Origin of the sequence: Streptomyces sp. NBC_01478, from assembly GCF_036227225.1 — a bacterium.
Taxonomy (GTDB): domain Bacteria; phylum Actinomycetota; class Actinomycetes; order Streptomycetales; family Streptomycetaceae; genus Streptomyces.
The window spans coordinates 5,214,883-5,227,391 of the sequence record NZ_CP109444.1 but is presented as its reverse complement, the minus strand read 5'-3'; the positions used below and the strand labels follow the sequence as shown (position 1 = coordinate 5,227,391).

The following is a 12,509-nucleotide window of genomic DNA, read 5'->3' as shown; positions in this document are numbered from 1 at the left end:
TCCGGCGTGACGCCGTTGTTTCGGAATTTCCCCGGTCTTGGTACAAGCGACGTTTTCGGCTCCCGGACCCGCCCCGGCGTCGTACGCTCCGTGCCAAGCGCACCCCACATGAGTAAGGCGGCCCGAAAGACATGGTCAGCACCGAGTACGAGCGACGGATCGCGGCCCGTTTCGCCACCTTCGACCAGGACGGCAACGGGTTCATCGACCGGGAGGACTTCAACTCGGCGGCCAAGGCGCTGCTCGCGGAGTTCGGCACGGCGGCCCGCTCCGACAAGGGACAGGCCCTGTACATCGGCGCGGAGGCGTTCTGGCAGGGCATGGCGGGCATCGCGGACCGGGACGGCGACCAGCGCGTCAGCCGCGAGGAGTTCGTGGGCGGCGCGGTCAAGCGGCTGCGCGACAACCCGGAGCGCTTCGCCGAGATCGGCCGCCCCTTCCTGCACGCGGCCCTCGACGTCGCGGACCCGGACGGCGACGGCTCGGCCACCATCGAGGACACCGTGCGCGTCCTCAAGGCCCTCGGCGTGCCGGACGACATCGCCGCCATGGCCGCCGCCGCGCTTGACACGGACAGCGACGGCAAGGTGGGCGAGGCGGAGATCGTCTCCTCCTTCGCCCGCTACTTCACCGTCCCCGAATAGCGCTCCCGCAGCTTGTACTTGAGCACCTTGCGCAAGGTCTCGTTGCGCGGAAGGGCGTCCACGATCTCCAGTTGCTCCGGCAGCTTGTGCACGGACAGCCCTTCCGCGCGCAGATAGTCCGTCACACCGGACAAGGTCAACTCCCCGGCCCCGGGCGGCTGTTCGACCACCGCGCAGACCCGCTCCCCACGCTCCGCGTCCGGCAGCCCTACGACGGCCACGTCCCCGACGTCCGGATGCGCGGCCAGCAGATCCTCGATCTCCTTCGCCGAGATGTTCTCCCCCTTGCGGATGATCACGTCCTTCAGCCGCCCGGTGAGGATCAGATGCCCGCTGTCGGTCACGACCCCCAGGTCCCCGGTGCGCAGAAACCCGTCCGCGTCGAAGGCCTCCGCCGTCTGCGCGGGGTCCAAGTACCCCTGGCACACGGCCTCTCCGCGCAGCCGGACCTCCCCGCCCTCCGCGATCCGTATCTCCATCCCCTCGGGCGGCCGTCCCTCGGTCGTGGCGAGGTTCTCGGTCGTGTCCTCCGGGTCGCCCATGGTGATCATCGGCACCTCGGTCATGCCGTAGCCATGGGTGAGCTGGACCCCCATCTCCCGTACGACGGAGTGGTAGACCTCCGGCGGCTTCGGCGCCCCGCCGCCCGCGAGCAGCCGTAGCGAGGGAATGACCTTCGTCCCCGGCTGCTTGCGCTGCTCGGCAAGGAACATGGAATAGAAGGCGGTCGAGCCGCCGGCCACCGTCACCCCGTGCCTGCGGTACCCCTCCAGCGCGCCCGGCAGCGCGAACTGCTCGAACATCACCGCCGGGAAGCCGTACAGCAGCAGCATCACCGTGTAGTCGGGCCCCGCGATGTGCGCGTACGGGAAGGCCATCGAGCCCACGTCGTCCGCCGTCAGCCGCAGCGCGTGCGCGAGACACGAGCCGCCCGCGATCAGCGAACGGTCCGTGTGCAGCACGCCCTTGGGGTCGGAGGTGGTGCCGGAGGTCCAGTAGATCCAGCGGACCGAAGTGTCGTCGGTGGGCGGGGCCGGGAGCAAGGAGGGGTCGCCGTCCGGGAGTTGGGCGTCGTCGTACGCCTCGAAGACCCCCCGCGCACCGAGCCGCCTCGCCATCTCCGTGTGGTCGAAGCCGCGCCAGGTGCCCGGCACCGCGAAGTACTCGGCCTTCGACTCCCGCAGTGCGAAGCCGACTTCACGGTCGCGGTAGAAGGGGATCACCGGTGTCTGTACGGCGCCCAGGCGGGCCAGCGCGAAGGAGAGCAGGGCCGTCTCGATGCGGGTGGGCAACTGCCAGGCGACGACCGTGCCGGGGCGCACCCCCATGCCGTACAGGCCCGCCGCCACCCGCTCCGAGCGGTCCCGCAACCCGCCGAAGCTGAGCGCGCGGTCGTCCTGGAGGAAAACCGGGCGGTCGGGGGTCAACTCGGCTCGGCGGACGACCAGTTCCCAGAAGGTGCGGGAGGAACTCAGGGAGTGCGGCGTCTCGTTCATGGTCCCCCTCCTTGGCTGACGACTCGTCAGGTGACATGCTATCTGACGGGTCATCAGATAAGTACCGTCCGGCGGAGGGGAACCCATGGCCACCGAACTGCCCCGCATCATCAGCGTCGACGACCACGTGATCGAACCCGCGCACCTCTTCGAGACCTGGCTGCCGAAGAAGTACCGCGACCGCGGCCCTCAACCGCTCACCGCCGGCATCGGCGAACTCGCCTACGTGGCGGGCAAATACCAGATCACGATGGACCCGGACGGCCCGCCCACCGACTGGTGGATCTACGAGGACCTCAAGTTCCCGTACAAGCGCAACATCGCCGCCGTCGGCTTCGACCGCGACGAGATGACCCTGGAGGGCATCACCCGCGAGCAGATGCGCAGGGGCTGTTGGGACCCCAAGGCGCGGCTCGCGGACATGGACCTCAACCATGTCGAGGGCTCGCTCTGCTTCCCGACCTTCCCGCGCTTCTGCGGCCAGACCTTCGCCGAGGCGCACGACAAGGAGGTCGCGCTCGCCTGCGTGCGCGCCTACAACGACTGGATGGTCGAGGAGTGGTGCGGCGACAGCGGCGGCCGGCTCATCCCGCTGTGCCTGATCCCTTTGTGGGACGTCGAGTTGGCGGTCGAGGAGATCCGACGCAACGCGGCTCGTGGGGTACGGGCGATGACCTTCTCGGAGATCCCCACCTACCTCGGACTGCCGTCCATCCACTCCGGCTACTGGGACCCGTTCTTCGCCGTCTGCCAGGAGACGGGGACGGTCGTCAACATGCACATCGGCAGCAGCTCCCAGATGCCCGCCGCATCGCCGGACGCGCCCCCCGCCGTACAGGCCTCCCTCTCCTTCAACAACGCCATGGCCTCGATGATGGACTTCCTCTTCAGCGGGGTCCTGGTGAAGTTCCCGACCCTCAAACTCGCCTACTCCGAAGGGCAGATGGGCTGGATCCCGTACGCCCTGGAACGCGCCGACGACGTGTGGGAGGAACACCGCGCGTGGGGCGGGGTGAGGGACCTGATCCCCGAGCCGCCGTCGACGTACTACTACCGCCAGATGTTCTGCTGCTTCTTCCGCGACAAGCACGGGGTCGCTTCGCTGGACGTGGTGGGGCGGGACAACGCCACCTTCGAGACCGACTACCCGCACGTCGACTCGACCTTCCCGCACACCAAGGAGGTCGCCCTCGACCATGTGAAGGGCCTCGACGACGAGACGGTCTACAAGCTCATGCGGGGCAACGCGATCCGCATGCTGGGCCTGGACCTCGACAAGTAGTGGACCTCACGTGCACGCCCGAGGAGGAGGAGTTCCGCGCGCGGCTGCGGGAGTGGCTGGCCAAGGTGCTGCCCACACTGTCGGCAAAGCCGTCGCCGGACGACTGGCCCGCCCGACGCGTCTACGACCTCGGCTGGCAGCGGATGTTGTACGACGCCGGGTACGCCGACGTGCACTGGGACGCGTCCCCGACCACCCGGCTCATCTTCCTGGAGGAGACCGAGAAGGCGGGCGCGCCCTACGTAGGGGCCAATTTCGTCGGGCTGTTGCACGCCGGGCCGACGATCGCCGCCGAGGGCACGGCAGAGCAGCGGGAGCGCTGGCTGCCGCCCGTGCTGCGCGGCGACGAGGTCTGGTGCCAGGGCTTCAGCGAACCCGACGCCGGTTCCGACCTCGCGGCACTGCGCACGCGCGCGTGGCGCGACGGCGACGACTACGTGGTGAGCGGTTCCAAGATCTGGACCTCGCACGCCGAAGTCGCCGACTGGTGCGAGCTGTTGGTCCGCACGGATCCTGCGGCGCCCAAGCATCGGGGGATCAGTTGGCTCGCGATGCCCATGGACGCGCCGGGGATCACCGTACGGCCGTTGCGGACGCTGGCCGGGTCCGCGGAGTTCGCCGAGGTGTTTCTCGACGAGGTGCGGGTGCCTGTCGGTAATCGGGTCGGCGACGAGAACGACGGCTGGCGCGTGACGATGGTGACGCTGTCGTTCGAGCGCGGTACGGCATTCGTGGGTGAAGTAGTCGCCTGTCGGCGCGTGTTGGGTGAACTGGCCCAGGAGGCGCGGCGGAACGGGCGTTGGGACGATTCCGTGCTCAGGCGTCGACTGGGGCGGTTGAACGCGGAGTTCCGGGCGTTGTGGCGGTTGACGCAGTGGAATGTGAGCGAGGCGGAAGCCTCCGGCGGCGTACCGGGTGTGGGGGGCTCGGTCTTCAAACTCCGCTACTCGCACGCCCGTCAGGAGCTGTACGACGCGGCGGCGGAGGTTCTGGGGGTCGAGTCGCTGGATCTGGAGCGGCCTTGGGTGCTCGATCGGCTGTCGTCGCTGTCGTACACCATCGCCGCCGGGACCTCGCAGATTCAGCAGAACATCGTGGCCGAGCGGATTCTTGGGTTGCCGAAGGGGCGCTGACATGCGGTTTCAACTCACCGATGATCAAAGGGCGTTGCGGGCTGCTGTGCGGGATGTAGTTGGTCGTGCGTCGTCTGCAGGTGCGTGGGGGCTGGTCGCGCCCCGCGGCGGAGCCGCTGATGTACACAGCCCCGCGCCCCTAAAAGCTCCTCGGATAGACCGGGGTTTTTGGCGGGCCCTTGGCGACCTTGGGGTGTTCTCGTTGAGGTTGGCCGAAGTCGATGGAGGGGCCGGACTCGGGTTGCCCGAAGCCGTGTTGGTGTTTGAGGAGCTTGGGTGGGCGTTGGTGCCGGGGCCGTTGGTGGCCACGCATCTCGCTGCCGGGGTGGTGCCGGGGGCGGCCACCGGGGAGGTCGTGGTCGCCGCTGCCGACGGGAGTCTCGTGGAGTGGCTGGACGAGGCCGATGTCGTGCTGCCGGGGGCCGAGGGGGCCGTAGCGCTGCGGTCGGTGGATCCGTTGACGCCGCTGCATCGGGTGCCGGCTCCGGCGCGCATCGATCCTGTCGCCGTTCTTCTCACCGCTGCCGAGCAGCTCGGTACGGCCGTGCGGGTGGGGGAGTTGGCGGTGCAACACGCCCGGACGCGGGAGCAGTTCGGGCAGCCGATCGGGGCGTTCCAGGCCGTCAAGCATCTGTGTGCGCAGGCGTTGGTGCGGGTCGAGGTGGCGCGGGCCGCCGTGTACGCGGCGGCGGTGACCGCCGATCCGGTGGACATCGCGGCGGCCCGGCTGCTGGCCGACGAGGCCGCCGTGCGCGGCGCCCGGGACTGTCTGCAGGTGCATGGCGGGATGGGCTTCACCTGGGAGTCCGAGGTCCATCTGCACCTGAAACGGGCCTGGGTGCGCGCTCGGCGTGCCGGTGGGAACACGGAGAGTGAGGAACTGCTCGCGGCGGATCTGGTGGCCGGGGTGGCGTGACGGGCCCTCGGCCTGCGGTGACCGGACGGGTCCGACAACGGTGTCGCGGAACGTGGCACACCGGAATCACGGAGCGTTGATATCGGGTTGTGTCCTATGCGTGACTTGTCACGGCCTGGAGTCGCCTGCGGGCTCCGGTACCTTGTGTGGGATGCGAGTGGTTCAAGGTACGAGCCATGCCGGTGTTGCCTGTGAGGCGGCCCCGGGCCGGGCGGTGCGCGCCGCCGCTCGCAGGGTAGAACGGGCTTTCACCTCTGCCTGTTCGACTCCTCGCGACGAGCGTCGCACAGTATCCCGCACGCGTACTCCTTCGCGCTGGAATATGCCCGAAGCGCTTGTTGGGGTGACTGAACGTCAACCATGCTGTCTCGCAAGGGATTCACGTTCCGTGACCCTGGTTCTGGCCGTTGTTCTGGTCATGCAGGAAATGGCTACGATCGTGGCCCTCGTGAGGCGCGAGGCTAAGTGTCCGCCGGTTCGGATGGTGTGAGCGGTGCAGGTGCTTCAAGTGCAGCTGGAGATCCGGCCCGACCCTGCCGAGGTGGGGCGAGCCCGGCGGTGGGCGCGCTCGCGGCTCGCCGGGTCCGGGATAGAGGCCGACGAGCCGCTCGCGGAGACGCTGATCCTGCTCGTCTCCGAGCTGGTCACCAACGCCGTGGTGCACACCGGTTGTCCGGCCGTGCTGCGGCTCTCCCTGCCGGGTGTGGCGACCGAGTCGGCGACCGTGCGGCTGGAGGTCGCCGACACCAGTTGCAAGGCCCCCGTGCCGCGCTGTGCGGACGGCGACGAGACCGGCGGGCGCGGCCTGGCCCTGGTGGACGGCCTCGCCGACCGCTGGGGCTGGAGCGCCGAGGGCACCGGCAAGCGCATCTGGTGCGAGATCGACCGGGACAGTGAACCCCGCCAGGCCGTGGCCGAGTTCGGGGGCGGTGTCACCGCGTACGAGGGCCTCGAGTTCGAGGGTTTCGCGTACGAGGCGGTGTAGGTCCCGGTATCGGTTCCGGCCGCGAGTGTGGTGTGCGGTGGTCGCGGGTGTGCGGGCGCGTCGGATGTGTAGGTGCTGCCTGCAAGTGCCGGGCGGAGATGCGCCGGGCCGTGCTTCCGTGCGCGCCCGGTGACAAATGCGGCTTACGGAACAAATCCCCGGATGGGCGTTGACGCGAAGTGACCAGGTGGTCACGCTTGTGGGCAGCGATTCGCCGCGAGGGGACGGCGAGGGCTTCGGTGACGGGAGCCCTCGGCGAGTGTGGATCGCGTTCGGCGTGGGTCCCCTCGGGGCCGGGGGCCAGGACGGGGCGCCGGAGTCGGATGGCGGCACGCGGTGCCGTGCTCGGGGCGGGCAGCAGCGCGCCGCCATCCGACCGTAAGTCCGGCCCTCGTCAAAACCGGACTGTCCTAGAGGATGGCGATTGGGGCCACCGGGGTTCCCGTCGCGCCCACGAAAGGTTCGGGCATCGCGGACAGGAAGAACGTGTGGCGGTGTTCTTGTCCACAGGCTGTGGACAACTCTTCGAGATTCCAGTTCTGGCCCTGCAGCATGCCCATCTCGACCAGGTCGAGAGCGTGCACCGGCAGCCACAAGTCGTCTATTTCCGGCGGAAATATCTCAAAGGTGAGCGTGTCATTGGCGACCGCCGCGACATCGCGTGCATGGAACCACTCCGGCGTACGGACCGACAGTCCGGGTGACGGATAGCCGTACCCGTGCTTGTCGCCGGCCAGATACACCTGCACCTGCCCGGTCCGTACGAGCACGATGTCGCCCGCGCGGACCCGCGTGCCGGCGAACTCCTCGGCGGCTTCCAGGTCTTCGGGGGTCACGGCGTGCCCGCCCTCGAGGCGGTCGACCCCACGCGCGCGTGCCACGTCGAGCAGCACCCCGCGCGAGACGATGTGCCGCGCCTTGTCGATCCCGCTGAACTCGGCGCCGCCGTGCGGGGTCACGGTGGCGGCCGGGCGGCCGTTGTAGAGCTTCCCCGAGTGCGAGACATGGGTCAGCGCGTCCCAGTGGGTGCCGGCCTGCAGCCCCATGGTCACGGCGTCGTCGCTGCACGCGACCGTGCCCGGGCCGAAGAGTTCCTGGTTGATCTGCACCATCGCGTGCAGGGGGTTGATCCGGCCCGGGATCAACCCCGTCTGTACGCCGTCCTGTTGGAGGGGGAGCGCGAGGGGGATACGGCGGCCGGTGCGGATCTCGGCGGCGGCCTGGCGGACCACCTCGTCGGTGATCAGGTTCTGGGTGCCGATCTCGTCGTCGGATCCCCAACGGCCCCAGTTGTTCACGCGCTTGGCGATTTCGTGGAACTCCGGCCCGAGTGACGGTGGTGACATCGGCAGTGACATCGGGGCCTCCCGGGGCTTGTCCTCAGGCATCTGACGGGTCGTAGAATCTGAGTCGAATCTAACGGACCGTCAGAAACTGCGGGAGGGGCCGGACATGGGGAACTTCTTGGCAGGCAAGGTCGTCGCCGTCACGGGCGCGGGCCGGGGCATCGGGCGGGCGGTCGCGCTCGCGGCGGCCGCCGAGGGGGCGCGGGTCGTCGTCAACGACTACGGGGTCTCGATGGACGGGGCGTCGCCGACGAGTGAGATCGCCGCGGGTGTCGTCAAGGAGATCGAGGCGGCGGGGGGCGAGGCCGTCGCCGTCGCCGATGACATCTCGACGATGGCCGGTGGGCAGCGGGTTGTCGATGTCGCGCTGTCGTCGTACGGGCGTCTCGACGGAGTGGTCTGTGTCGCCGGGATTCTGCGGGAGCGCATGCTTTTCAATATGTCCGAGGAGGAGTGGGACCCGGTTCTCGCCACCCATTTGAAAGGGACGTTCACCGTTTTCCGGGCGGCTTCGGCGGTGATGCGGAAGCAGCGGGCCGGGACGTTGATCGGGTTCACCAGCGGGAATCATCAAGGGTCGGTCTCGCAGGCGAATTACAGTGCGGCGAAGGGCGGGATCATCTCGCTGGTGCGGAGCGCTGCGCTTGGCCTGAACAAGTACGGGGTTACCGCCAATGCGGTGGCTCCTGTCGCGCGTACGCGTATGTCGGCGAATGTTCCTGTGGAGTTGGCGGAGATCGGGTCGGCGGAGGATGTGGCGGCGCTGGTCGTCTATCTGCTGTCGGAGTCGGCTCGGGAGGTGGGGATCACCGGGCAGGTTTATACCGTTGCGGGGGCGAAGATCGCGGTGTGGGCGCAGCCTCGGGAGTTGCGGGCGGCGTATGCCTCCGGCGGGTGGACGGCTGAAAAGATCGCGGAGTTTCTGCCGGGGTCTGTGGGGGTGGATCCGATGCCGATGCTGGCGCGGGTGCAGGAGATGGAGAGGGCTGCGCGGGGTGGGGAGCGGCCTAACGCCTAGGGGGGTGGGTGTGTGTTGTGTGGCGAGTGCGGGTGCGTTGGGGCTGGTCGCGCAGTTCCCCGCGCCCCTGGGTTAGTTGACCCGGCCGGTGTCGGAAGGGACCCTCTGTGGATTTTGGATTCAGTGCCGCTGATGAAGCGTTTCGGGGAGAGGTTCGGGAGTGGCTCTGTGCGCATGTCGATTCCGGGCAGGATCGGCGTAGTTGGGAGCGGACGCTCGGCAAGGGTGGGTGGATAGGGCTGGGTTGGCCCGAGGACGGGTACGGGAATCGCAGCGTCACCCTCACCCAACAAGTCGCCTGGGCCGAGGAATATGCGCGGTCGGACGCGCCGCCGCGGTCCGGGCATATCGGGGAGAATTTGCTCGCCCCTACTCTCATCGCGCACGGCACCGACGAGCAGAAGTCCCGTTTTCTGCCCGCTATTGCCGCTGGGGATGAGTTGTGGTGTCAGGGGTACAGCGAGCCGGGGGCCGGGTCGGATCTGGCGGGGGTGCGGACTGTTGGTGTGCGGGACGGTGGGGACGGGGTTTATCGGGTTACCGGGCAGAAGATCTGGACCTCGCTCGCTCATGAGGCCGACTGGTGTTTTGTGCTGGCTCGGACCGAGGTGGGGTCGCGGCGGCATCGGGGGCTGAGTTTTCTGCTGGTGCCCATGGATCAGCCGGGGTGCGTCGAGGTGCGGCCCATACGGCAGTTGACCGGGACCAGTGAGTTCAACGAGGTGTTTTTCGACGGGGCGCGGGCCGAGCATCTGGTGGGGGGTGAGGGGGCGGGCTGGCAGGTCGCCATGAGTCTGCTCGGGTTCGAGCGGGGGGTGTCGACCCTTGCCCAACAGATCGGGTTCGCCGGGGAGTTGGGGCGGGTGGTCGAGGCCGCCGTTGCCTCGGGAGCGGTGGACGATCCCGTCGTACGGGATCGACTCGTGCGGCAGTGGGCCGAGTTGCGGGCCATGCGGTGGAACGCCCTGCGGACCTTGGGGCGGGCCGGGGACGCGGGCGCTCCCAGTGTGGCCAAGCTGTTGTGGGGCGGGTGGCATCAGCGGCTCGGGGAGCTGGCGATGCAGGTGCGGGGGGCCGCGGCGGCGGTGGGGCCGGTGGACTGGACGCCGTCCCTGTCGTACGAACTCGACGTGTTCCAGCACCTGTTCCTCTTCTCGCGGGCCGACACGATCTACGGCGGCTCGGACCAGGTTCAGCGCACGATCATCGCCGAGCGGGTGCTCGGTCTGCCCAGGGAACCCAAGGGGGTCGTCTGATGCGCGGTGTGGTCTTCGACGGCAAGCAGATCCAGGTCGTGGGGGATTTGGAGGTGCGGGAGCCGGGGCCCGGGGAGGTGCTGGTCGCGATTTCGGCGGCCGGGTTGTGCCACAGCGATCTGTCCGTGGTCGACGGGACCATACCTTTCCCCGTTCCTGTGGTGCTGGGGCATGAGGGTGCCGGGGTGGTGGAGGCGGTGGGCGCCGGTGTCACCCATGTCTCGCCCGGGGACCATGTCGCCCTCTCCACGCTCGCCAACTGCGGGACCTGCGCCGAGTGCGACCGGGGGCGGCCGACCATGTGCCGGCAGGCCATCGGGCGGCCGGGGCAGCCGTTCACGCGGGACGGGCGGCCGGTCTACCAGTTCGCCTCCAACTCGGCGTTCGCCGAGCGGACCGTGGTGAAGGCCGTGCAGGCCGTACGGATACCCAAGGACATTCCGATGCCGTCCGCCGCGCTCATCGGGTGCGGGGTGCTGACGGGCGTCGGTGCCGTGCTGAATCGGGCGCGGGTCGATCGGGGGGACAGTGTCGTCGTCATCGGGACCGGGGGGATCGGGCTCAATGTCATCCAAGGGGCCCGGATCGCGGGGGCGTTGACGATCGTCGCCGTGGACGCGAATCCTGGGAAGGAGGCCGTGGCGTTGCAGTTCGGGGCCACGCACTTCCTTACGTCGACGGAGGGCGTGCGGGAGATTCTGCCCAGTGGGGCGGATCACGCGTTCGAGTGCGTCGGACGGGTCGAACTGGTCCGGCAGGCCGTCGACCTTCTCGACCGCCACGGCCAGGCGATCCTGCTCGGCACGGCACCGGCGACGACGGAGGCGTCCTTCCTCGTCTCGTCGATGTTCCTGGACAAGTCGATCCTCGGCTGCCGGTACGGATCGTCCCGGCCCCAGCGGGACATCCCGCTGTACACCCAGCTCTACCGCCAAGGGCTGCTGCTGCTCGACGAGTTGGTCACCAGGACGTATCCGGTGGAGGACTTCGAGAAGGCGGTGGGGGACCTGGAGGCGGGGCGGGTCGCGCGAGGGGTTCTGACGTTCTGAAGGTACGCCGGGCGGGCGTGACGGTTGCATGGCCGGAGTTGTCCACAGGCGTGGGAAATTCGTGGGGCGTTGTCGGTCCCGGCCCGTAGCGTTTTGGCATGACTTACCGCGATGTCGTTTCCCGACAGGTCCTGACCTGGGCCTGCACCGCCATCGGTGCCCGTATGCCCGTGGCCATGGCGCCACTGGCCCTGGTGTTCCTGGTGCGCGAGCGGCCCGGGGGCTACTCGCTGGGCGCGATACTCGCGGCGGCCTACGTCCTCGGGGAGATCGGCGGTGCGCCGGTGCTCGGGATGCGGTTGCGGCCGGAGATGGCTCGGGTGCAGTTGGCTGTCGGGCTCGCGGTCGGGACGGTGGGGTTTCTGGGGCTCGGGGTGTTTCCGGGGGCGCATCCCGCGGTGCTCGCCGGGTTCGCATTCGTCGCCGGGGGCGCGCCGGCTGCCGCGACCGGTGGACTGCGCACGCTGCTCGGCGAGTTGGTGCCGGCGCGGTCCGTGGCGCAGGCGTTGTCCGTCGAGTCGATAGTGACGGCGGGCGTGTGGGCGGTGTCGCCCGCCGCGGTGGCCGGGCTGGCGCTCGGGGTCGCACCGAGGGCTCCGCTGCTGCTCGCGGCCGGGCTGATGGCGTGGTCGGTCGGGGGGTTGTGGCTGCTGCCGGCCAGGTGGGGTGCGGGTGGTGCGGACAGTGGGGGACCGGAGGGTGCGGGCAGTGTCGGCGGGGAGGGTGCGGGCCGGGAGGGGGCGCCGCTGCTTCGGGTGCTGGTCGGTGCCTGGCCGGTGTATGTCGTGGGCGCGGCCAGCCTCGCCCTGCTCGGGCTCTCGGAACTTGTTCTCCCCGCCCTCCTCGAACAGCGCGGCATCGGCGTCGGCTGGTCCGGTCCGCTGCTGACCGGGATGGCGGTGGGCGGCGGCCTCGGCGCCTTCGTCTACGGCCTGCGCGGCTGGCCCGGACTGCTGCGCACCCGCAGTGTGGTGCTGATGGCCGGGACGTCCGCGTGTGTGGCCCTGGCCGCGTTGATACCGGCCGCGGCGGGGATCGCGGTCGCGCTCGTCATGGGCGGCACGCTCCAGTCGGGCGCGATGCTCACCCGGAATCTCTCCCTGCGCGAGGTGCTGCCGCCGCGCATGCTGGCCGCGGGGTACTCCGTGATGTACGCGGCGTCGGGGGCGGGATACGCGGCGACGGGGTCGCTGGCCGGTGCGCTGCTGAAGGTGGCCGCGCCGTCCACGGCGATTCTGGCGGGGGTGTGCTTGACGGTGGCGATGACCGGTGTGGGGTGGTGGGGGGAGGTACGGCGGGCGAGACGGGGCGAGTGTGGGGCGGAGGGTGGTGTGGTGCTCGGGGGAGTTGAGGCTGGGGAGGCGGTCAAGTGAGCTTGGCGATC

11 protein-coding genes are annotated in these 12,509 nt (G+C 69.4%); 9 read left to right on the top strand and 2 right to left on the bottom strand.

Annotation, left to right across the window (positions count from 1 at the left end; genetic code table 11):
- Nucleotides 1–131: 131 nt before the first annotated feature.
- Entirely contained in the window at nt 132–644 is a 513-nt protein-coding gene (locus OG223_RS23370; protein WP_329251909.1) for an EF-hand domain-containing protein, read from the top strand.
- On the opposite strand, the gene OG223_RS23365 is transcribed toward OG223_RS23370, so the two are convergent.
- Nucleotides 623–2,140: a class I adenylate-forming enzyme family protein gene (locus OG223_RS23365; protein ID WP_329251907.1), complete on the bottom strand. Its 1,518-nt coding sequence runs from the start codon at nt 2,138–2,140 to the stop codon at nt 623–625. The genes OG223_RS23370 and OG223_RS23365 overlap by 22 nt on opposite strands.
- Nucleotides 2,141–2,225: 85 nt before the next feature.
- On the opposite strand from OG223_RS23365, the gene OG223_RS23360 reads away from it, so the two are divergent.
- The 4 genes from OG223_RS23360 to OG223_RS23345 all read left to right on the top strand — a co-directional run bounded on the left by OG223_RS23360 (nt 2,226) and on the right by OG223_RS23345 (nt 6,456).
- Complete coding sequence (locus tag OG223_RS23360) at nt 2,226–3,422, top strand: amidohydrolase family protein (RefSeq protein WP_329251904.1); 1,197 nt, start codon at nt 2,226–2,228, stop codon at nt 3,420–3,422.
- Nucleotides 3,422–4,555, top strand: a complete 1,134-nt coding sequence (locus tag OG223_RS23355; RefSeq protein WP_329251901.1) for an acyl-CoA dehydrogenase family protein — start codon at nt 3,422–3,424, stop codon at nt 4,553–4,555. Before OG223_RS23360 ends, OG223_RS23355 begins: the two co-directional genes overlap by 1 nt.
- Nucleotide 4,556: 1 nt before the next feature.
- The gene (locus OG223_RS23350) at nt 4,557–5,471 is read left to right on the top strand and encodes an acyl-CoA dehydrogenase family protein (protein ID WP_329251898.1); all 915 of its coding nucleotides are present in this window, start codon (nt 4,557–4,559) and stop codon (nt 5,469–5,471) included.
- Nucleotides 5,472–5,979: 508 nt separating this feature from the next.
- A complete protein-coding gene (locus OG223_RS23345; RefSeq protein WP_329251894.1) occupies nt 5,980–6,456 on the top strand; it encodes an ATP-binding protein in 477 nt (158 codons plus the stop codon).
- A 410-nt stretch (nt 6,457–6,866) separates the two neighbouring features.
- Here OG223_RS23345 and OG223_RS23340 read toward each other — a convergent pair whose 3' ends face one another.
- Entirely contained in the window at nt 6,867–7,802 is a 936-nt protein-coding gene (locus tag OG223_RS23340; protein WP_443073850.1) for a cyclase family protein, read from the bottom strand.
- A gap of 106 nt (nt 7,803–7,908) precedes the next feature.
- Here OG223_RS23340 and OG223_RS23335 point away from each other — a divergent pair, with 106 nt between their 5' ends.
- The 4 genes from OG223_RS23335 (at nt 7,909) to OG223_RS23320 (ending at nt 12,498) form a co-directional block, all read left to right on the top strand.
- On the top strand, nt 7,909–8,820 hold the full coding sequence (locus tag OG223_RS23335) for an SDR family NAD(P)-dependent oxidoreductase (RefSeq protein ID WP_329251891.1): 912 nt from the start codon (nt 7,909–7,911) through the stop codon (nt 8,818–8,820).
- 107 nt (nt 8,821–8,927) lie between these two features.
- Nucleotides 8,928–10,076, top strand: coding sequence for an acyl-CoA dehydrogenase family protein (locus OG223_RS23330; RefSeq protein WP_329251888.1), 1,149 nt, complete (start codon nt 8,928–8,930; stop codon nt 10,074–10,076).
- Nucleotides 10,076–11,125 carry a Zn-dependent alcohol dehydrogenase gene (locus tag OG223_RS23325; protein ID WP_329251886.1) on the top strand — a complete coding sequence of 350 codons (1,050 nt, stop codon included), beginning with the start codon at nt 10,076–10,078 and terminating at the stop codon, nt 11,123–11,125. Before OG223_RS23330 ends, OG223_RS23325 begins: the two co-directional genes overlap by 1 nt.
- A 98-nt stretch (nt 11,126–11,223) precedes the next feature.
- On the top strand, nt 11,224–12,498 hold the full coding sequence (locus OG223_RS23320) for an MFS transporter (RefSeq protein ID WP_329251883.1): 1,275 nt from the start codon (nt 11,224–11,226) through the stop codon (nt 12,496–12,498).
- Nucleotides 12,499–12,509 lie beyond the last annotated feature (11 nt).

Excerpts from the sequence above, each read along its gene's own strand:
- OG223_RS23370 (WP_329251909.1), top strand. The coding sequence starts at position 132 with ATGGTCAGCACCGAGTACGAGCGACGGATCGCGGCCCGTTTCGCCACC.
- OG223_RS23365 (WP_329251907.1), bottom strand. The coding sequence starts at position 2,140 with ATGAACGAGACGCCGCACTCCCTGAGTTCCTCCCGCACCTTCTGGGAA.
- OG223_RS23360 (WP_329251904.1), top strand. The coding sequence starts at position 2,226 with ATGGCCACCGAACTGCCCCGCATCATCAGCGTCGACGACCACGTGATC.
- OG223_RS23350 (WP_329251898.1), top strand. The coding sequence starts at position 4,557 with ATGCGGTTTCAACTCACCGATGATCAAAGGGCGTTGCGGGCTGCTGTG.
- OG223_RS23340 (WP_443073850.1), bottom strand. The coding sequence starts at position 7,802 with ATGTCACCACCGTCACTCGGGCCGGAGTTCCACGAAATCGCCAAGCGC.
- OG223_RS23335 (WP_329251891.1), top strand. The coding sequence starts at position 7,909 with ATGGGGAACTTCTTGGCAGGCAAGGTCGTCGCCGTCACGGGCGCGGGC.
- OG223_RS23325 (WP_329251886.1), top strand. The coding sequence starts at position 10,076 with ATGCGCGGTGTGGTCTTCGACGGCAAGCAGATCCAGGTCGTGGGGGAT.
- OG223_RS23320 (WP_329251883.1), top strand. The coding sequence starts at position 11,224 with ATGACTTACCGCGATGTCGTTTCCCGACAGGTCCTGACCTGGGCCTGC.